Origin of the sequence: Erythrobacter sp. LQ02-29, from assembly GCF_022576075.2 — a bacterium.
GTDB lineage: Bacteria > Pseudomonadota > Alphaproteobacteria > Sphingomonadales > Sphingomonadaceae > Alteriqipengyuania.
Genome location: NZ_JANCNT010000001.1, coordinates 263522 through 283982 on the forward strand (window position 1 = coordinate 263522; position 20461 = coordinate 283982).

Sequence of the window (20461 nt, forward strand, 5' to 3'; positions counted from 1 at the left end):
CTCACTCGGCGTCGGCTGCCTCTCCAGTCACGCGAACCCAATCGACATACATCGCGATGTCGCCATTCTTGATCCGCTCGACCGTCTCGGCCGGGAGCCCGTTATAGGGCCGTTCGACGCCGTTTATCTTAAAAGGGTAAGCCCCGCCGAGCGCGAAGTTCAGGATGATATATTCGGGCCGGTCGTAGACCCATTTGCCGTAATGTTCGACCATCGGGCGCGTCACGCGGTAGATCGGCCTGCCATCGATCTTGAACAGCAGCTGGTCGGGCGACCGTTCGACCGAATAGACATGCCAGTCCGTCACGTCGGTGTCGTCGGGAAAGTAGTATTTGTTCACCAGCGGCGTTTCGCCGGAATAGCCAGGTCCGTGCATTGCCACGCCGACCCAGTCCTTCTCGCCGACATATTCCATGATGTCGGTCTCGCCCGAGGCGGGCCAATCGCCATATCCCAGCAGCCAGAAGGCCGGCCAAACCCCCGCGGCATCCGGCATCTTTATCCGCGCTGATGCCGTCCCGTAGGTGAAGTCGAACTTGTCCCGGGTATTGATACGCCCGGACACGAAATCGGCGGTTCGGCCAGACGGCGTGCGAAAGCCCTTGCGAAACTGCGGCTTCAGGACCAGCACCCCGTCCTCGGCTCCGGATATCGCGCCAGCCCGCATAAGCTGGATCGTATCGGGTGAATCGACATAGGCCTGCTGTTCGTTGTTCACCCAGAACTCCGGCCCCTCGACGTTCCACTTGCTCCGATCGAGCGCGGTACCATCGAACTGGTCGACGAACAGCGTGCCGGGCGCCGAGCGCTCTGCGCTGGCTCCAGCTGATACCGTGGTGCAACCCGTCGTCAGAAAGAGCGCGGCCAGGATTACACCGGTCTTGCGATACGGAGCCACACGCTTGCCTTGCGCCAGCCCGATCATTGCGCCGGCACCGGACAGGCGAGGTCTTCACCCACCGCTTCGACCTTCGCCCCCGCTAGGGTCATGGCGAATCCGCTGTCCGCAGTGATCCGCAGCGCATTGCCGACCTGCGAAAGATCAGCACCGGCATCGGCGAAGCAGCGCAGCGGGATCTTCAACGTCATCGGCTGGCCGATCGGCATGCGTGCCAGCAGGTCGGTAACGTCGAAATTACGGTTACCCAGCGCCACCAGGACGCGCCCGGGCCCCTGCTTGTCGACCTTCCCATCGATCCGCAGCGCGAACGCGTTGTTGAGCTGTCGCGACAAATCCGCCGCGGGCCCGTCGATACTGACGGCTCCCTCGCCCGACCATACGATCGCCTTCGCATCTTCCTGCGCCGCGAAATCGACTGGGCTGGCGACCACGCTATTGCGGGCACTGGTGGTCGTACCCGGCCCCACCGCGCGCGCGCCACCGGCATCGGTCAGGGTCATGCTCCATGGGTCCTGTGCCCGGCCCGCTGCGAAGAAATTGGCGACGTTCAGCGCGGCCGCCACGTCCATTCCGGGGTCTTCCGAAAGCTGGGGAAGGCTGTTCTTCGCAGCGTAATCGAGCCCGTACCCCATGGCGAATAGCGGCTTGTCGATCGGCGAACGAGCGTCGGCGGGCCAGGGAAAGGACAGCCGACCGGTGAAGTCGCGTGCCGCCGTGCCGTCCGCGCGCGCCACCAGCACGTCCGCGACACCCGCGCCCTGCGACCCGGGGAGCCACGCCGCCACGAACGCATCCGAAGCGTTGATTTCCGGGCTGGTGAACATCGGGCGACCGGACAGGAAGACCGAGACGACAGGTATTCCCGCGTCCTTCAGCCTCTTGAGCAGGGCGAGATCGCCAGCCTTTCCGGGCTGATAATCGAGGGTCGGAACGTCGCCCTGGAATTCCGCATAGGGTGCTTCGCCGAACACGACGATGGCAACGTCGGGAGCCTGGTCGAAGCTGCCGTCGGCGGACAGTTTCGCGGTGCCCCCTGCCTGCTTCACGGCCGCGCTACTGCCTTCCCAGATGGTCTGGCCATTGGTGAAGTCGGCATGCGTGACGTCGGTCCCCTGCCAGCTGATCGTCCAGCCGCCAGCCTGCGCCGCCATGTCATCCGCGCCCGGCCCCGCGACCAGTACCCGCGCACCCGGCTTGATCGGCAGAACCGATCCATTGTTTTTCAGGAGAACGAGGGATTTCGCCACTGCCTCGCGCGCCAGTGCGAGATGGTCGGGCGCACCAATAGCGGAATAGTCGCGCCGCTGCGCTGGCGGATTGTCGAGCAGCCCAAGTTTCGCCTTCACGCGCAGGATACGACGAACCGCGTCGTCGAGCCGCTCCGTCGGAATTTCGCCCGCCTGCACCTCGCGCAGGGTGGTGTCGAACAGACCCTTCCAGCTGTCGGGCGCCATGAACAGGTCCAGCCCGGCTTCCAGCGCCTTCGGACAGTCGGTCACGGTGCAGCCGTCCACCTGGCCGTGCCCGTTCCAGTCTCCGACGACCAGGCCTTGGAAGCCCATGCGGCGCTTCAGCACGTCCGTCAGCAGCGACCGGTTGCCGTGGTTCTTTACGCCGTTCCAGCTCGAGAAACTGGCCATGACAGTTAATGCGCCGGCATCGATCGCGGCGGGATAGCCCTGCGCATGGGTGGCGATCAGCTCCGCCTCGGAAATCTTCGCATTGCCCTGATCGCGGCCGCCCTGCGTACCCCCATCGGCCAAGAAATGCTTGGCCGTCGCGGCGACACGGTCACGGGCCAGCTCCTGCCCTTCGCGCAGTTCGCCCTGCAAACCCAGCACCATCTCCCTGGCATAGGAGGCAACGAGCGCGGGATCGGAGGAGTAGCCTTCGTAGGCGCGGCCCCAGCGCAGATCCTGCGGAACGGCGAGGGTCGGGGCGAAGGTCCATTCGATGCCGCTACCCGCAATCTCCGCCGCCGTCGCCGCGCCTATGCGCCGGATCATCTCCGGATCGTGCGCCGCCCCTAGGCCGACATTGTGCGGAAACAGGGTCGCGTTCGGGATATTGTTGTGTCCGTGCACGGCATCGACCCCGAATAGGATCGGAACGGCCACGCCTTCGGCGCGCGATGCCATCGAGGCGGCGCGGAATTCTCTCACGAGGCGATCCCAGTCGGCGGCGCTGGAGCGCTCGTTTTCATACGGGCCGCTGTTTCCGCCCGCGAGAATCGAGCCGAGGGGATAGTCCGCCAGATCGGCCGGGGTGATCGTGCTGATATCGGCCTGGATCACCTGTCCGACCTTCTGCCGCACGGTCATCGCGCGCAGGATACGGTCGATCTTCGCTTCTGTCTCGGGACTGGTGATCGCCCGCGGACTGTGGGCGGCAGGCCATAGTTCCGCGTTCGCCATTGCCCCGCCCACCGCTTCCTGGGAAGCGCTGGATACAGGGGTTAGCTGGGTACATCCGGTCGTGGCGAGAAGCAGCAAAGCTGCCCCGCCCAGTGCCTTACCGATCGTTCGCATGGCCTCTCCCGCCTCTTGCAGTGAACGTTATCATTCAAGAAATTGCACGCGCCGCCGGAAAGTTCAAGCGGATTTAGGAAGGGCTTCGATGCTCATCATCAGGAATGTCGCGAGCCCTGCGAGAAGCGCGAGCAGCCAAAACAGCGGCGCGAAACCATAGGTAGGGACGATCGCGATCGTCAGCCACGGCATGATCAGCGAGGGCACGGTATTGGCCAGGTTGAAGAGCCCGATATCGCGTCCGCGCCGGGTCGGACTGGGCAGAACCCGCAGGGTCTGACTGCTGTGGAGGGCCAGGAACACTGCCGCCGATACGCCGAACAGGATGTAGCCGGAAAGCGCGGTGGCGATGCTGTCCGACAAAGCCATCAGTGCCAGACTGACCGCGGCGATACCGGCGCTGAGGCGCAGGGGCCGGATGGCTCGCCCGCTCTGGTCCGCCCATCTCCCCGCGAACAGCGAGAGCGGTATGGAAAGGACCAGGACGGCGCTGGTGATCCGCGCGATATCGACCGCCCGGAAGGACGGGTCGAGCGACTGGAAATAATACAGTAGATAGGCGAACAGCGTCGCTTCAGCGATCTGCACCGCGAGGCGCGCTAGCCACATCCGCACGATGGCGCGATCGAGACGGCGCGGTTCGCGGGTTCGTTCGACCGAGTCTCCGGTCGATACGGGAACCGGACGCGGCTTGCCGAAGAGGAGAAGCGGCCCGACGCAAGCCACGATCATCACAGCGACGATCGACATCTGATCCTGCAGCGGCATGCCACCGCGCGGAATGATGCCGATGAAAGTCGCGAGGGCGCCCGCAGCCGCGCCGGCAGCCGGGGCGAAGGCAAGGAGCCCGCCCAACAGCCCTTTCTGATGGTCGGGCACGCAATCGCCGGCCAGCGCGGCGAGTGGAGATAGCATCATGTTGAGGCCCAATTGCCATATCAGCAATGTCGCCATCAGCAGCCAAAGCGTTTCGATCCGGGCCATGACAAGCAAGAGGACGACATTGACTACCACCCCAGCGCGGATCCAACCCCACCGCTTCCCATACAGGTCGCTTAGCCAGCCGAACGCCACACCCCCGACGCTGGCGGCGACCGCTCCGCCGAATGCCATGTAACCCAGCCATTGGACCGCCGCGGAGCCCGAAATCTCGGCCACGCGAACGGGCAGGAACAGGGTGAGGAAGGGTACGTAGGCCACTGCCCCGCCAGCCCAGGCGAGCGCGTACAGCAACAGGAAACGCAGCGATTGGGCCGGTTCGGCTGCCCTTGTCGGATCAGCTGCCATTCGGGCTGGTCGCTGGCGATCGCGTGGTGGAATCGCGCTGGACGAGCGATCCAGGGATCACGACCGGCATTTCCGGCAAATCCTTTCGACCCTGTGCCGCGATGATCAGTTCCACGGCGCGCGCGACGGTCTTGGCAACCGGCTGGTCTATCGCGGTGAGCGGCGGATGGGTAAAGCGCGCGATCGGAGTGTTGTCGAAACTGATGAGCGACAAGTCTTTGGGTACCTCGAGCCCCATCGCTCGCGCGGTTTCCAGGGTCGCCAGCGTCATCTTGTCGCTGCTGGCCACGATCGCGCTCGGCGGCTGAGCCCCCTCCAGCAATTTGCGAGCCGCGACCACGCCGGTCTCGAACCCGAAATCACCAGCTTCCAGCAGACCTTCGGTGGGCAATCCGGCAGCGGTCATGGCCTGTCGCCAGCCGTCGATACGCCACGCGCTGAGGCCGTACTCCGGCGGCCCCGCGATCAACCCGATCCGGCGATGGCCCAGTTCGATAAGATGCTCCGTCGCCATCCTCGCGGACCCGGTGTCGTCCATGGTCAGCGTGATACCCATCTCGGTATCGGCCGATCCGATCCGGGCAAACGGTATCTTGCCGTCTTCCAGCAGGCGCAGGATAAGCGGATTGTCTGAGTGCGGCGGGGTCAGGATCACGCCATCGGGTTGCAGCGCCGCGAGCGCCGCGTCGAGCTCTCGCTCCACATGGTCGCTGTGCGTGTCGACCAGTTCGAACATCAGCCGATAGCCGTGCTCGGCGCATTTGAGCATTCCGCCAAGCAGCATCTGGTCGACCCAGTCCGCACCCTGCCGCTCCTGCCAATCGGAAATCGTGCGTTCGCGGTCGTTCAGCGCCAGGATGATGTAGGACCGGTGGCCGCGCATGCGTTGCGCCGCGATCGAGGGCACGTAGCCCAGCCGGTCGATGGACGCCTGAACCTTTTGCGCGGTGACGGGCCGGACGCTGGGTTCCTTGTTGATGACGCGGCTGACGGTCTGCAGCGAGACACCCGCATCCGCCGCGACATGCTTGATGGTAACCGCGTCCCGCCGCCGGGCCATAATTCAATCCTTCATTCCAGTGCCGCAGCCTCTAGCCGCCTACACCGTCATCCGCCAACCGCATCGGCATGCGAGCCCGGCGCGGTATCCTGCGCGCCGCAATAGCGCCTGAGGTAACTGTCGTGCGAAGGCAGCGAGGCGACCGTTTTCGAAACCCCGGTGCGAAGGGTCTGCAACAGGCGATCGACTTCGTCGTCGGTCAGCTTGCCCGCGATGGGGTGATGGTTCTGCGGCACGATGCCCTGCCCCATCATCACCTGCACCCAGCTGTTCTCGGCGAACAGCTCCTCGTTCTTGCGGAAAACGCGGCCCGTTTCGCGAAACAGGCCGATGCGCTGCACCAGGCTGTCGGGCACGTCCATCGCCCGGCAATAGCGCCAGAAGGCGCTGTCGGTGCGCTCGGTCGCCTTGTAATGCAGGATCAGGAAATCGCGGATCTGCAACATATCCGTCATCTGCTGATCGTTGAATTCGGCGATGTCGCGCTCGCTCACCTCGCGCGCGGGCAGCATCCGGATGAGCCGCAGCACCGCGCGCTGGATCAGATGGATGCTGGTCGATTCCAGTGGCTCCATGAACCCGGCGGAAAGTCCGATCGCCACGCAGTTGCGATACCATTGCCGCCGCCGCGCGCCGGTGAGGAAGCGCAACATGTTGGGCTCGTTCAGGACCTCGCCCTCGACCGTCGATAACAGCCGGTCGAGCGCCACGTCCCGCTCCAGATACCGGCTGCAATAGACGATGCCGTTGCCGCCGCGATGCTGCAACGGAATGCGCCATTGCCACCCTGAATCGTGCGCGATCGCCCGCGTGAAGGGCGGCGGGGGGCGAACCGAGCGAGTCTGCACCGCGATCGCCGCATCGCAAGGCAGGTAATGCGACCAGTCGTCGTAGCCCGCGTGCAGCGCCCCCTCGATCAGCAGGGCGCGAAACCCGGTGCAATCGAGGAACAGGTCGCCCTCCACACGCTCGCCACCTTCCATCAAAAGCGCGTGGATGTCGCCGTTTTCGGAATCGAGCTCCACCTGCGCGATCCGCCCTTCGCGCCGGTGCGTCCCCTCCGCTTCCGCCATTCTCCGGAGAAACGCGGCGTACCGTGCGCTGTCGAGCTGATAGGCGTAGTTCATGCGGTCGTCGGGCAGATGCGCGAACTTGCCCGCGTGGGCGGCCATAAGTTCCAGACAATAGTCATCGTAGGGCTCGGAATGGCCGCGCTCGCGCCCTTCCAGCCAGAAGTGCTGGAAACCCGCGGCCCAGTGATCCTTGCCGGTGAGGCCGAAGGAATGGAAATATCCCTCGCCCTCGCGCAGCCAATTGTCGAACTGGATACCCAGCTTGAAGGTCGCGCGCGTCTCGCGCATGAAATCGGCTTCGTTGATGCCGAGCAGGCGGTTGTAGGTGACGAGCGGCGGAATGGTGCTTTCGCCAACGCCAACGGTGCCGATCATGTCGGATTCGACCAGCGTCACCTCGGCCGCGCGACCCATGGTCCGCGCAATGGCGGCAGCCGCCATCCAGCCTGCGGTGCCGCCGCCGGCAATCACGATGCGGATAGGCCGGTCGCCCTCGATCTTCATATGCCTCGGACCTTCATCGGCTCAGCGACCGCAGCAGGAACGCCCGGAGCCGCCCTGCGCTCTCCGCGGTCAGCGGATTCAGCACGCTGCGCGCATCCGGCGGGATATGGTCGGTGACCTCCGGTCCGTTCTTAAACACGTAATACGCGAACAGCTGTCGCCACAAATCCTTCTCGGCATCCGGCAAGTCACGCACCGCCAAGATCGCATGATTGAGCGCGTCCTGCGGCTGCCCCATCCAGCGCGGCGTATCGCGCCACCAGAAATTTACCAGCACGTTGAAGTCGTCCAGCCCCTCGACATGGTGCCACCACATGGAGGGGATGTAGAGCGCGTCGCCCGCTTCCAGTTCCGCCACTACCGCGTGCTTCAGCGCTTCCCGAAATCGCGGGTGCGCGGCGAAATCGGGATCGTGTAAATCGACCATGCTGATCGCTCGGCCCGCCGGGGTGTTGTCGATCGGGCCGAGATAGAGATTGGCGAACTGATCGGGTGGGAACAGCGTGAACCGACGGCGACCGACGGCGCAGCAGGCCAGATTGTGGGGAAAATCGTTGTGCGCCGCGATGCGCGTACGGGTGCCGATCCAGATGCTGGAGATCAGCTTTCGGTCACCCAGATCGATATGATTGTCTTCGTACAGGCCATCGAAAAATTCATGCATGTCGATCGAGGAGAGATAGACCGTGGCGGCGTCCGGCTTCCCCTCCGCCGCGTCGATTCCCTGAAACACCTCCGGCAAGAGCGCGCGCCCGCTCTGGAAATTCATCCGCATCCGCTCGTCGTAGAACAGCCGCCCGCCGTCACCCGGCGCGCCAACCGACACGACGAAGGGACGGTCCTTCGCCCGGGCGAGCAGATATTCGCGCGCCGCACGGTTCGATTCCTGCCCCGCCGCGACCAGCGGCCACTGAGACGCCAGACCGCGCACCACGAAGGGTTCGCGGCTGTCCTGCAACAGCCAATCCAGTTCCGCCGCCGTTTCCAAGCTACGCTCCACGATGGCAGGCAGGCGGTCGTGCAGGCGGGGATCGGCATCAGCCATGATCGATCCGCTGGTTCTTGCGATCGACCAGCGCGCCGATCTGCGCCAGCGATGCGAGAGCCATGAAGATCGGCAGCAAATGGTCCTGCGCGTGCAGTTCCTTCAGCGTCGCCGCATCGAGAGCCCGCAACCGATCTTCATCGATTACGTGGAAGCCGACCAGCCGGTTCTTCGATCCATCCCCCAGTTCCACTTCGAGCGAGAAGGGTTCGAGCAGTTCGTACCGCTGAAGCGCCTGGAAAAACGCTCCGCTCGCACGGTAGCCCTCGTCCAGTGCGCCGAGGAGTTCGGACGTCCGCTCCAGATAGGGGGTCGGTTGCCGATCCTCGTCGAACACCCGCACGCCGTCGCCATAGGAGACCCGCGGGTGCGCCATGTCGATATGGACCTGGGCGGCCTCCCCCTCGGGCGAGCGTCCGATCAGAAAAGGTTGCACCGCCATTGCCAAGGGCCGGTAACGCGCATCCCAATCGCCCTCGTCCAAGAACAGGTTCTCTCCGGTATCGAACCCGAACAAAGCATGGGCGGTGAAGCTCTGACGTTCGGTGTCGAGGCGGAACAGGATGGGATAATGCGCCTGAACCTGCCGGAACTCGTTCGGCATCACGGGGCAGGACATGATCGCATCGCCCAACTCGCGTGATGCGTCGGTGTGGATGCGCAAATCCGCATGGGTCGCGCTGTCGAGGATTGCGTGACTGCTCATCGATCCGCTCCCGCTACTACGGCCTCCCTCGGTTCCGCATCGCGGAGCGCGTCGAGATAGGCCCGATTGGTCGGAAGGGCCGACGCAAGCGCCCTTCCCCGCTGATTGATTTGCTGCATGGTCCCTTCCATCGCCGCGCCGGCTGGAGTGTGCAAGGTTCGATCGTTCTCCGGGCGCCCGCGCATCCCGTAGAGCACGTACTGATGGCTAGCGGCGGGGAATACCTCGTCGCGCTGGGGAAAGTCGTAAGCCGAAGGCGGCTGGTCGCGCCAGAGCGCCACGAGATCGGCCAGACTGCCCGTCGTGCTCGCCGGATCACGATGATCGCGCCAATAGGGCTCGGCTCGGTGGCTCAGCACGTAATGCAGCTTGAGAAAATCGACGATCCGGTCCCAGCGATAGCAGAACAGACGATTGAACCGTTCGGCATGAAGCGACAGCGAACCGTCGGTGGCGGGGAAATTGTCGAGCAGCATGTCGAGCGAGAGTTCGATCATCACGATGGCCGACGCCTCGAGCGGCTCCATGAAACCGGCCGACTGGCCGATGGCGAGGCAATTGCCTTGCCAGAAACGCCCGCGATGCCCGCTGGAAAAGGCGAGCTGCCGTACATCGTCTGGCTTCAACGCCGCATCCGGGAGCGTTTGCCCAACATACCGGCGAAGCTGCGCGTTGGCATCCTCATCGCTCATATGGCGCGAGGAATACACGCAGCCGATGCCGCGTCGCGTAGGCAGGCCGATGTCCCAAATCCACCCGGCACTGTGGGCGCTCGCCACGGTTTGCGAGGCAATGGGACTGCCATCGGGGACTGGGACCTGAACCGCGAGCGCGCGGTCGTTGAAGAGGATTTCGCTGCGATCGATCCACGGGACCTGCAAGGCGTCTCCGATCAATCTGGCGCTCCGCCCGGTGCAGTCGATGAACATATCGCCCTCGATCGGGCCGTTCGCCTTCGTCTCGACGCGGGAAATGCCGCCGCTTGCATCGGGTACCACATCGGTCACCCGGTCGCGCACATGCCGCACCCCCAGGACGTCGACCGCCCGCTGCCGCAGCATGGTCGCGAGTTTGCCCGCATCGAGATGATAGGCGTAGTTCAGAGCTCCGGCGTAGTCGGGCATTCCCGGCTGGCGGGGCGCACAATCCAGCCGACAGATGCGCGCCTGCGCGGTCATCGCCTCCGCAAAGGAACGGTCCGGCACGGCGCTCCAGCCTGCGAGGACATCGTCGGCCACGCCTTCGGGAGGAGCGGTGAAGGGGTGGAGGTAGGTGTCGTCGGGCGCGCCCGTCACCCAACCGTCGAAACGAGAGCCTTGCTTGAACGAGCCATCGCAGGCGCGGAGGAATTCCGCTTCACCGATACCGATCCGGGCAAGCGTACCGCGCATGGTGGGCCAGGTGCCCTCGCCCACGCCGAGTGGGGCGATATCCGGTGCCTCGACCAGCGTCACGACCGGTGCGGCTTCGCGCCAGAGATGCGCGGCGATCCGGCAGGCGGCCAGCCATCCGGCTGTGCCGCCCCCAACGATCACGATCTGCCGGATCGATCTGGCCAAATCATCACCCCTCGCGTGCGGCACGTCCGGTGCGGATCGCTCTCACACCGGACGCGCTGAAACCCTGCCGCGTCTTCAGCCAGGGAGGGTCGCGCCTCCCTGGTCAGAAGGTGAAACGTACGCCCCCCGAGTAGCGCGCGTAGCCGGGCTGCGCAAAGGTCACGAAGTTGTCCGACCGCCGATGGCCGCGCCGACCCTCCCCGGTCAGGTTGATCGCCTCGATGAATACCGACAGACCGTTCGTGAATTCGTAGCTCGCGCTCGCATCGATCTGCCCATAGGCCTCGACATAGGTCGGATCGAACGAGCCGCCGGCGTAGAATTCGTCGCGCCAATTGTAAGCGACGCGAGCCTGCAACCCATACTTGTCGAAGAACGCGACCGCGTTGGCGCTATCGCTCAGCCCGGTCAGCGCGAACTGCCCGATATTCGGGTTGAGAGCGTTGTCGTAATCGGTATCGCCATCCACGATCGTGTAGTTCAGGATGACGCCGAAGCCCGTATCCCAGAACTGGTGCTGGATCGCGAACTCCCAGCCATGGATATTGGCAGTCCGGTCATTGTTGAAGGGTTGCGCGATCTGGAAGTTGAACAGGTTGTCCTCTGGCAGCCCAAAGATGTCGCCCTGCAGGTAGGTTACCCCGTCAATCACAGTCGATCCCGTGACGGTCGATGAGCCCGGATAATTGCGCAGGATGTAATCACGGACTTGGGTAGCATCCGTGGTGCCCAGGGCCGCTACCGCTGCCTGGTAACGCGGCCCATCGGCCGGATTACGCAGGTCGAACGCGGTCCGATTGATCTGGTCGACGCTGATGAAATTCTTCACGTCCTTGTTGAAGAAGCCCACCGAGAGGTAACTGGCACGCCCGTAGTACCATTCGGCCGAGAGATCGATGTTCTTCGATTTGAATGGAACGAGATTGGGATTGCCGAGACTGCCCGTGCCCTGCGAAATGGTAGGGTTCGTGGCCAGTTCCAGCCCACCCTGCAAATCAGCGTAATTGGCGCGTGTAATAGTGTGGCTATAGGATGCGCGCAGCTTCACATTGCGTATCGGTTCGATGTCGAAATCGATATTCGGCAGCCAGTTCTGGTAACTGCCCTTGCTCGTCAGCGTCTGGGTATCGCCAAGAATCAACGCGAATTCGTTGTTGCCCGTCCAGCGCGTTCCTACCGGGATCGGCAGGAGCGAAGACGAAGCGACGGTCGTCTGGTCGTAGCGAAGACCTGCGATGATATGCGCGGGCCGGTCGAAGACGTCGAAGGCGAAATTCGCCTGCACAAACGGGGAGATCGTCTTCTCGCTGATCGTCCGGTCCGTCGTATAGTCGGCCAGACAGGTTCCGGGCTGGACCGATCCCGTCTGCGATTGGCTGCAAACCTGATATAGGCTCTCCAGCAAGTCAGCGTAGTTCGCGAAGTCGAACTGGTACAATGCCGGGATGATGCCGGCATCCGCCCCGCTCAAACCATCGAACTTGTCGGGAATGGTGACGAGGGTGAAGAGATCGTCGGGAATATCCGAAGCCGGTCCGACGCCGCCCCAAGTCTCGTTCTGGATGAAGCCGTAGGCAGAGCGCACCTTGTTATCGACGAAGGAGAATCCGGCGTCGATGCTGTCGAGGATGTCGCCCCCGTGGTCGTAATGCCCGGTCAACTGGACCTGGTTGATCTCATCGCGGAAATAGGCGTTGCGGAACGAGTTGCCGGTCGGAGTGATGAGCGAGGCGTCGAGCGGATCGATGCCCGGATACATGTTGTAGGACAGTACGGGCAGGTCGTTCTCGAAATTGATCGTCTGCGATTGCACCCCAAAGATGGCGTTGCCGATCGAAGTGCTGGAGCCGTATTTGTTGGTCGGCTTCGATTCCGCGGTGGAGTGGTGCGCGTCCAGCACCACCGTCACGTTACCGGGCGCTTCCCAGACCAGATTTCCGCCGAGCGACTTGTTCTCGCTCTGGTTCGCGGACAGCGCGCCGCTGTAGGAAAGGTCCTTCCCAGGTGCAAAGTTCTCCGAATAGAACACCGGACCGGCCACGGGACCATCGGTCCACTCGCTCGACGTATCGCCGAAATTGAACCAGATACCGACGCTGCTATCGCGCACTTCGATCTTGTTGCGGGAATAGGTGTAATCGACCGTGGCGGTCAGGGTATCGGTCGGCCGCGCCTGCAGCACCAACTGGCCGTTGATGCGTTCGCGGTCGATATCGATCAGGTCGTAAGCGGCGCTCTGGGGAATTTCATAGACGTCGTCCGGGCCCGGCCGATTGGTGACGTTTTGCGCCCCCGGCGTGCCAGGTTGCGGCAGCGTCCCCCAATTGTTTTCCGAGCCGATAAATCCGTCGCGAAAGCCCACGCTACCGGAGTTGTTGCTCGCCTTGCGGCGCTGATACGAACCGGTCAGGAGAACGCCGAAGCGCTCGTCGGCAAAGGTATCGGAAATGATCCCCGAAAATTCGGGCGTCACCTCGTCCTTCCCGTTGCGCGAGGTGTCGAGCACGGCCTTGGCGGCGACGCTGCCGCGCAAGCCCATGGTATCGAGCGGGCGCGGGGTCTTGATGTTGATGGTCGAGCCGATGCCGCCCGATGGAACGGACGCGCGCCCGGTCTTGTAGACCTCCACTCCGGCAACGCCCTCGGACGCGAGGTTGGCGAAATCGAACGATCGCGTGGACGGGGCACTGGCACCATCGCCCAGCGTCGATGTCGGCATCTGCCGACCGTTGAGCAGTACGAGGTTGTATTCCGGGCCGAACCCGCGGACCGTGACCGTCGAACCTTCGCCGTTCTGCCGATCGATGGAAACGCCGGTGATGCGCTGCAGCGACTCGGCGAGGTTGGTGTCGGGGAACTTGCCGATATCCTCGGCCGAAATCGCATCGACGACGCCCTGCGCGTCACGCTTGATCCGCTGCGACTCGGCGAGGCTCGCGCGAATTCCGGTGACGACGATGACGTTGTCTTCGTTCAGTCCGACTTCGGACGGATCGCCCGCGTCCGCGCCGTTGGGAATGACCTCCTGCGCAAAGGCGGCCTGAGAAAGCCCGAGCAAGGCGAGCGCGGAGACGCCGCTCAGAAAGCGGACGGACGCATTTTTCCCGATGCCAGTCATAGTATCCTCCCTGCAAATCGCCGCCGGTTGTCCGGCGTACGTCAAAATGTGAACGTTCGCTTCACGCTTTCGAGCAAGTTTGTCAAGTCGAATTGGGAGGGCTGGAACAAGCGAGCCGCATCTTCCCGAAGTTTCGCACTATCGATCGGCAGAACTTCTTGGTCCGGCACTCCAGGACGGCCTGGCATCCGGTTTCTGCGTCCTTACCGGCTAATTGTGCGGCAAGTCCTAGACCCGCTCGCCTGGCGACTATGATCTCGTAAAGCGGTCGATCCGGTAACGAGGCGCCGGTCGTGTCTCGTCCTGCGCCCAAGGGGCGGCGGTGCGGAAAATTTCCACGGCGTGGCGTCCGTCCACCGGCAAGTCGTTCGGCCCCGTCCAATTGACCAGCAGGCACATGCCCTGCGCGTCCAGGGTCCGATGGGCGAGACGGGAGACTTCCGCGATCTCCTCTGCACTGAGAAAGTACAGGACTTCCGAGAAGACCATGAGGTCCCAGGTGCCCCCGGGCCAGTCACCGGGTACCTCCCCGCGCATAAGCCGAACGTTGGGTGTCTCCGCGAGCCGAGCGCGAGCATGGGCTAGCGCCGTTTCCGACAGGTCGAGCCCAAGCAATTCGTCGCAAACGGTCGCCAACTGTGCAGTCAACGCGCCGGTGGCGCAACCGATCTCGACCGCCCTGCCGAAGCGGCGCTGCCCCAGCGCCCGCATCGTGGCCTCGCGCTTGTCATGCTCGTATCGGCTGGTGTCGAAGCGCCATGGATCGGCATCGTCTGTAAACAGCCTCTCGAACCCGCGGCGGCGCTCGGACATGGCTTCAGCCACGGATGAATATCTCAGGATGCGTGGCGAAATGATCGAGCAGCGCTGGTGGCATGATGAAACCGTTCGGATCGTCGTCGATGAGAGCGGTCGTCTGCGACGCGTACACGGCCATCGCCGCCCGCTTGCGGATATTCATCGCCGGGTCCGCGAAGATCGCCATCCCGTCCGGCAAACCACGCTCGCCAAAGCGGCCCCATACGGGAAACGACCATGAGGGACTGCCGAGCCGCTCGGCGACTTTCGCCGCAAGCTTCCCCGCGACCTCGTGATCGCAGTGGGGATCCTGCGCCCAGGTCGCCCAGATAGCCCGAACATCGTGCTGGCGCGCGAGCGCGGTCAAACTGTCCAGTGTGCCGGTATCGATCCGGCTGCTCCCGTCGGGAAGGTGCAGCCGCTCGACCGAGACCTGCTGATCGGGAACCAGGATACGCAACGCCTCGGTAAATTCGCGCGCCCGCAGGTCGACCAGGCTGTCGCGCGGAAAGAGCCGCGAGGTGGGGTGCGATCCTTCGCCGTCCGTCAGCAACGCGACGACGATCCGGCGTCCGCTGTCTCCCGCCGCCGCCAGCGCCATACCGCAACCGAACGTCTCGTCATCGGGATGAGGCACCACCACCAGCAGCGCACCGGGAGGTGCCAGCCGGGCGATGTCGACACGCGACGCATTCGCTGCATGACGCAGCAGGGCGCCCTCGGCAGTGGCCGGAACGCTCATAGCGCCTCGATCCGCCTGCACCCGTCGATCAGGGCGCCTGCCGCGCGGGCGCGCTTCGCATCGGGGGCGGCTTGGCACAGGAACAGCGACAGATCCCGGCCGATGCGCTCGACCGGCGTACCCTCGACATGGGCGGCCATGCCCAGCGCCGCGTCGACCTCGTGCAGAACGGTGCGGCAGACATTCGCGGTGACCTCACGCGCGAGCAGCGACAGGTTGGCCTTGTCCGCACCGGCGCCGGAGGCTTCCACCTCTTCCGCGCAACGTGCCAGCCACAGCCGCGCGGTTTCGAGCGCGGTGGCGGCGGAGACCACCCGCACCTGCTGATGCGGATCGACCGCCCGGTCGCGCGCTACCAGTGTCTCGCACATGGCATGGTACAGCGCCTCCGCCCCGCCCAGGTGCGCGGCGCAATAGCGCCATATGCCCCCTTCGAAGAGCGGCTCGCGCTCGAAATCCCCGGTGCTGCCGACCAGACGGGAACCGGACACCCGCACACCGCTGAATTCATACCGTCCAGAGCGTGTCGCCCGCATCCCCGCCATCGTCCAGCCAGTGGCGTCGGCGCGCGCAGGATCGTCCACATCGACGACGAGCAATTGCGTAGGCTCGCCGCGCCCACCTGCGGTGACCAGAGCCGCCCCGACCACACCCAGGCCGGACGCGAACCGTTTGGCCCCTTCGAGCAGCAGGCCATCGGCGGTGAAGGTGAAGCGCAAGGGGCAGGCCGGGTCGTCCGCGCCCCATACGCCCAGCAGCAATCCCTCGCCCACCCGTTGCGCGATCTGCGCGCGCAATGCGTTCGACCCGTAGGCCTCTATCAACTTGACCGCATTCATGTGCCCTTCGAACAGGCGCGCGACGGAGAGATTGGCGCGCCCGATCGCACGCAACGCCACCAGCGCCGGCAAGGCGCCCGCCGGTTCGCTGCCCCATCCCTGCCCGCCGGACGAGCGGGGCAGGCAGGCGACGAGCCAGCCGAGCTTGTGCAAGATCGCGATGTCTGGTGCCAGATCGCCATCCGGCCGGTCCTCTCCCGCCGCGCGCCTCGCAATCGCTTCGAGCGGAGTATTGGGGTCAGGCATCGGCACTCACGTTGTCTGGCATACGCAACATGGTCAGCGCGAGTTCGAGCTCACTTTCAAGCTCACTTGCCAGCATCGGTCGCGAACGGTCGTGGGTGGGCCTGGCGTTCCCCGCAGGATACAGCGGGGACTCGAGCGATTGGGAGGTACAGCAAGTGAATGCCAGCGCGCGCTTGCGCAGCGTCGCGATCGGGACTAGCGCTGCATCGCACGGTGGATCTGCCAATCGGGCCCTTTGCGCCAGCGCATCGCCACATCCGCGCGTGGTCCGCCCTTCCAGCCGAGCCGATGTGCGCGTGCCGATATCGGCGAGGCATTCCACGGATAGACCGGCGGCGAGCATGGCGGCGCACAAAGCGCTGTCTTCGCCGCTGATCGGCGTCGGCAGCCGCCCCACTGCCAGATAGGCGGCGGTGCGCATCGCCATGCTCGCTCCCGATGCGCGAATGGCGAAGGGGCCGGCACGGCCCCCAGTCCAGCGATGCCACAGTTGCTCGCTGGCATTGAAATAGGCCCGTTCGATCTCCCCGACGCGGCGAACGGAGTCGGGCAAGCGGGTGAGCTCGTCCTCGTCCAGTCGCACATCTTCGCATACGAAATCGGCCCCCATGGCGAGACGAGTGAGATAGGTATCGACCCACCCGGGCCCGACATGGCTATCGGCGTCGGTCGTCAATAGCATACCTTCAGGGGCGATATAGGCCGCGAGGTCGAGAGCCAGGCGGCGGGCATGGGGTGCATTGCGAATTTCGGGCGCGAATACGGTGTCGACCAGTGCAATCGATATCGCATGCGAACGCGCCCATTGCATTATTAAGCTTACGGAATCGTCCTGCGTATCGTTTACTACGAATACAGCCGCACCGCGCTGCGGCACCTGCCTTATCGCGCTACCCAGCGCCGACAACATCCTGCCGAGCAATGCCGCCTCGTTGCGAACGGGCACCGCAACGGCATAGTCGAACGATCCGGCCAGCGTACAAATCTGCCGCAGGCAGAGCGCCCTGTTCGCAAAAGGGGCCGCTTGCAGGAGGTCGGGGAGTATGGGGGGAGCCGCGACGGGCTCTCCCCTGATCATCTGGTACGATGCCATGAGCGTCGGACCGGATTACCGCGCCTCTAGATTGGCGCTGCGTTCGGCAAGATCGGACATGTTCTCATCCGCGTCGTAGATCGACCCGGTGATCTTATCGAGCTTGGCGACATGATCGCTCTTGCCCAGCGCCTCGGCAAAAGCCTTGGCCGTGCCGAAGCCGCAAATGCCGTAATGGCACATCCGCTGATATTGAGCGATAATTACCACGTCGCGAACGTCGTCGTCCTCGATATCGGCGTCGAGCGCATGCTTGCGCGCCTCCTTCACGAGGCCCTCCATGCCCTTGCAGTGCTCCTTCTCGTCCTCCCCGCACTCTTCGAGGAGCTTGCGGATCGTCTCGGTATGCTTCTGGATGCCGTCGGCGGACCTGGACAGGCGGTCGGCCAGCTTTTGGTCCCCGGCTTTTTCCGCAAGGTCGCGCACGACCTTCTCCATCTGGTCGTTCGCCGACCACAGATCGGAAAGCTCTTCGGTGTAGCAGTCCGTGAGATTGGCAGGCGCAGACATATCGGTCTCCCTCGCGAATGTACGATATCGCATCGCCCGGCGACAGCGACGGGCATTTCCAGAAAGTCCGATACGGCAAGACGGTTCCGACTAATTCTTCGCGATGACCTTAACTTACGTTAGTTTTACTGCGAAGCGTATTAGCTATTATTCACTTTAGACGCTCGGCCAAGAAAGGGCAGAACTGGGGCTTTTGCCTTCTACTTTGCCCACTCTCCTTTCCCATTTCTTTCTGAAGATAACATCTGTTAACAAAGGGCTTGATTGGCGGATTCTTTTTCGATGCCATGCAACAAAACTAGAAGTCGCGCCGTTGGGTGATCATCCCCTCGAACGCGGAGCGACCTCATGGCGAAAGAATTTGAACTATCCGAAGGCGGAGCCAACCACCAGAAGCCCAAGGGTGACGACGACATCATGACGACGGCGCAAGGCGCGCCGATCGCGGACGACCAGAACTGGCTCACCGCCGGTCCTCGCGGCCCGCAGCTCCTCGAAGATCACATCGCGCGCGAGAAGATTTTCCACTTCGATCACGAACGGATTCCCGAACGGGTGGTGCATGCGCGCGGCTATGGCGTACACGGCCACTTTGAGTTGAAGAAAGCAATCCCGCAATTTTCGCGCGCGGCGATCTTCAACGAGGTGGGTGAGAAGACGCCGACATTCACCCGTTTCTCCACCGTCGCGGGGAACAAGGGCTCTCCCGATCTCGCGCGCGATGTGCGCGGCTTTGCCACGAAGTTCTATACCAAGGAAGGAAACTGGGATCTCGTCGGCAACAACATCCCCGTGTTCTTCATCCAGGACGCAATCAAGTTTCCCGACCTCATTCATGCCGCCAAACCCGCGCCAGACCGCGGTTTTCCGCAGGCCCAGACGGCACATGACAATTTCTGGGATTTTGTGAGCCTTACGCCGGAATCGATGAACATGATCATGTGGATCATGTCCGACCGCACGATCCCGCGCTCCTTTCGCTTCATGGAGGGTTTCGGGGTCCACACGTTCAAACTTGTGAATGAGAAGTCCAAGGCGACCTTCGTGAAGTTTCACTGGAAGCCCAGTCTCGGGATGCAGTCGGTGGTCTGGAACGAGGCGCTGAAGATCAACGGCGCGGATCCCGACTTCCACCGCCGCGACATGTGGGACGCGATCGACGCCGGCAATTTCCCGCAATGGGATTTGGGCATCCAGACCTTCGACGAGGATTTTGCCGACCAGTTCGAATTCGACGTGCTCGACGCGACCAAGATCATTCCCGAAGAGCAGGTGCCCGTCGAGATCATCGGGACGCTGACGCTCGACGCCAATGTCGACAACTTCTTCGCCGAGACGGAGCAGGTGGCGTTCTGCACCCAGAACATCGTCCCCGGTATCGACTTCTCCGACGATCCGCTGCTGCAGGGGCGCAACTTCTCGTATCTGGATACGCAGCTCAAGCGCCTGGGCGGGCCGAACTTCACGCATATCCCGATTAATGCGCCCAAGTGCCCCGTTCGCCATTTCCAGCAGGATGGGCACATGGCGATGACCAATCCCAAGGGCCGCGCCAATTACGAGCCGAATTCCTGGGGCGATGGCACCGGGGAGGATCGCGGTCCGCGTGCCTGCCCGATGAACGGCTTTACCAGCTACGAGGCACCGGTAACCGGGCCGAAGGTGCGCACGCGCTCCGAAACCTTTGCCGACCATTATAGCCAGGCGCGCCAGTTCTATGTCTCGCAAACCCCGGTCGAGCAGACGCATATGGCGAATGCGCTCACCTTCGAACTGTCCAAGGTGGAACGAGCGGACATTCGCGAGCGCATGGTGGGTCACCTCCTGCGGATCGATGAAGGCCTGGCGAAGGAGGTCGCCGACGGTCTCGGCCTGACCGAGATGCCGGACAAGGTCCCCGCCGCGCGCGAGACGATCATGGACCTGCCCGAAAGCCCGGCCCTGTCGATCATCAAGAACGGGCCCGACGGGTTCAAGGGCCGCAAGCTGGGCATTTACATCGCGGAAGGCGCCGATGCCGGCGTGGTGGCGGCGCTGAAGGACGCGGCCGAGGGAGCGGGCGCGATGGCGGAAATCATCGCTCCGCACGTCGCGGGGGCCAAGCTGTCCGATGGCAAAATGATGGAGGCCGACGAGAAGATCGATGGCGGGCCGTCCGTCGCATACGACGCGGTCGCGGTGGTGATGAGCGAGGATTCCGCCAAGCGGTACAACACCGACAAGCCCAGCATCGACTTCGTCAACGACGCCTTCGCCCATGCGAAATTCGTGGCCTACGTCCCGGCGGTGCAGCCCCTGTTCGAAACCGCCGGCGTCTGGAACTGGATGGACGACGGCTTCGTCGATGTGTCGGGCGGCGCTTCCGCGGCGCAGGGCTTCATCGAGAAATGCGGCGCGCTGCGTTTCTGGGACCGCGAGAGCGTGAAGCAGGACTGAGGCGCAAAGCTCGAAA

The 20461-nt window shown here is 63.7% G+C and carries 15 protein-coding genes; 1 reads left to right on the plus strand and 14 read right to left on the minus strand.

Annotation, left to right across the window (positions count from 1 at the left end; translation table 11 throughout):
* Position 1: 1 nt before the first annotated feature.
* The 14 genes from MKP08_RS01265 to MKP08_RS01330 form a co-directional block, all read right to left on the minus strand.
* The gene (locus MKP08_RS01265) at positions 2 to 925 is read right to left on the minus strand and encodes a family 16 glycosylhydrolase (RefSeq protein ID WP_241554564.1); all 924 of its coding nucleotides are present in this window, start codon (positions 923 to 925) and stop codon (positions 2 to 4) included.
* Positions 922 to 3429 (minus strand): glycoside hydrolase family 3 protein, encoded by a 2508-nt coding sequence (locus MKP08_RS01270; RefSeq protein WP_241554565.1) that lies wholly within the window; start codon positions 3427 to 3429, stop codon positions 922 to 924. The genes MKP08_RS01265 and MKP08_RS01270 overlap by 4 nt, the downstream gene beginning before the upstream one ends.
* Before the next feature lie 63 nt (positions 3430 to 3492).
* Positions 3493 to 4716: an MFS transporter gene (locus MKP08_RS01275; protein WP_241554566.1), complete on the minus strand. Its 1224-nt coding sequence runs from the start codon at positions 4714 to 4716 to the stop codon at positions 3493 to 3495.
* Positions 4706 to 5776, minus strand: coding sequence for a LacI family DNA-binding transcriptional regulator (locus tag MKP08_RS01280; protein WP_241554567.1), 1071 nt, complete (start codon positions 5774 to 5776; stop codon positions 4706 to 4708). The genes MKP08_RS01275 and MKP08_RS01280 overlap by 11 nt, the downstream gene beginning before the upstream one ends.
* Positions 5777 to 5823: 47 nt before the next feature.
* Positions 5824 to 7353 (minus strand): tryptophan halogenase family protein, encoded by a 1530-nt coding sequence (locus MKP08_RS01285; RefSeq protein ID WP_241554568.1) that lies wholly within the window; start codon positions 7351 to 7353, stop codon positions 5824 to 5826.
* Positions 7354 to 7366: 13 nt separating this feature from the next.
* On the minus strand, positions 7367 to 8398 hold the full coding sequence (locus MKP08_RS01290) for a cupin-like domain-containing protein (RefSeq protein ID WP_241554569.1): 1032 nt from the start codon (positions 8396 to 8398) through the stop codon (positions 7367 to 7369).
* Positions 8391 to 9104, minus strand: coding sequence for a SapC family protein (locus tag MKP08_RS01295; RefSeq protein ID WP_241554570.1), 714 nt, complete (start codon positions 9102 to 9104; stop codon positions 8391 to 8393). The genes MKP08_RS01290 and MKP08_RS01295 overlap by 8 nt, the downstream gene beginning before the upstream one ends.
* A complete protein-coding gene (locus tag MKP08_RS01300; protein WP_241554571.1) occupies positions 9101 to 10663 on the minus strand; it encodes a tryptophan halogenase family protein in 1563 nt (520 codons plus the stop codon). The genes MKP08_RS01295 and MKP08_RS01300 overlap by 4 nt, the downstream gene beginning before the upstream one ends.
* A gap of 103 nt (positions 10664 to 10766) precedes the next feature.
* A complete protein-coding gene (locus tag MKP08_RS01305) occupies positions 10767 to 13781 on the minus strand; it encodes a TonB-dependent receptor (RefSeq protein WP_241554572.1) in 3015 nt (1004 codons plus the stop codon).
* A gap of 249 nt (positions 13782 to 14030) precedes the next feature.
* Positions 14031 to 14594, minus strand: a complete 564-nt coding sequence (locus MKP08_RS01310; RefSeq protein ID WP_241554573.1) for an SAM-dependent methyltransferase — start codon at positions 14592 to 14594, stop codon at positions 14031 to 14033.
* 4 nt (positions 14595 to 14598) lie between these two features.
* Entirely contained in the window at positions 14599 to 15321 is a 723-nt protein-coding gene (locus MKP08_RS01315) for a PIG-L deacetylase family protein (RefSeq protein WP_241554574.1), read from the minus strand.
* Positions 15318 to 16406, minus strand: coding sequence for an acyl-CoA dehydrogenase family protein (locus tag MKP08_RS01320; protein ID WP_241554575.1), 1089 nt, complete (start codon positions 16404 to 16406; stop codon positions 15318 to 15320). The genes MKP08_RS01315 and MKP08_RS01320 overlap by 4 nt, the downstream gene beginning before the upstream one ends.
* Complete coding sequence (locus MKP08_RS01325; protein ID WP_241554576.1) at positions 16399 to 17484, minus strand: glycosyltransferase family 2 protein; 1086 nt, start codon at positions 17482 to 17484, stop codon at positions 16399 to 16401. The genes MKP08_RS01320 and MKP08_RS01325 overlap by 8 nt, the downstream gene beginning before the upstream one ends.
* 30 nt (positions 17485 to 17514) lie before the next feature.
* Positions 17515 to 18009: a ferritin-like domain-containing protein gene (locus tag MKP08_RS01330; RefSeq protein ID WP_241554577.1), complete on the minus strand. Its 495-nt coding sequence runs from the start codon at positions 18007 to 18009 to the stop codon at positions 17515 to 17517.
* 348 nt (positions 18010 to 18357) lie between these two features.
* Here MKP08_RS01330 and MKP08_RS01335 point away from each other — a divergent pair, with 348 nt between their 5' ends.
* The gene (locus tag MKP08_RS01335) at positions 18358 to 20445 is read left to right on the plus strand and encodes a catalase (protein ID WP_241554578.1); all 2088 of its coding nucleotides are present in this window, start codon (positions 18358 to 18360) and stop codon (positions 20443 to 20445) included.
* Positions 20446 to 20461 lie beyond the last annotated feature (16 nt).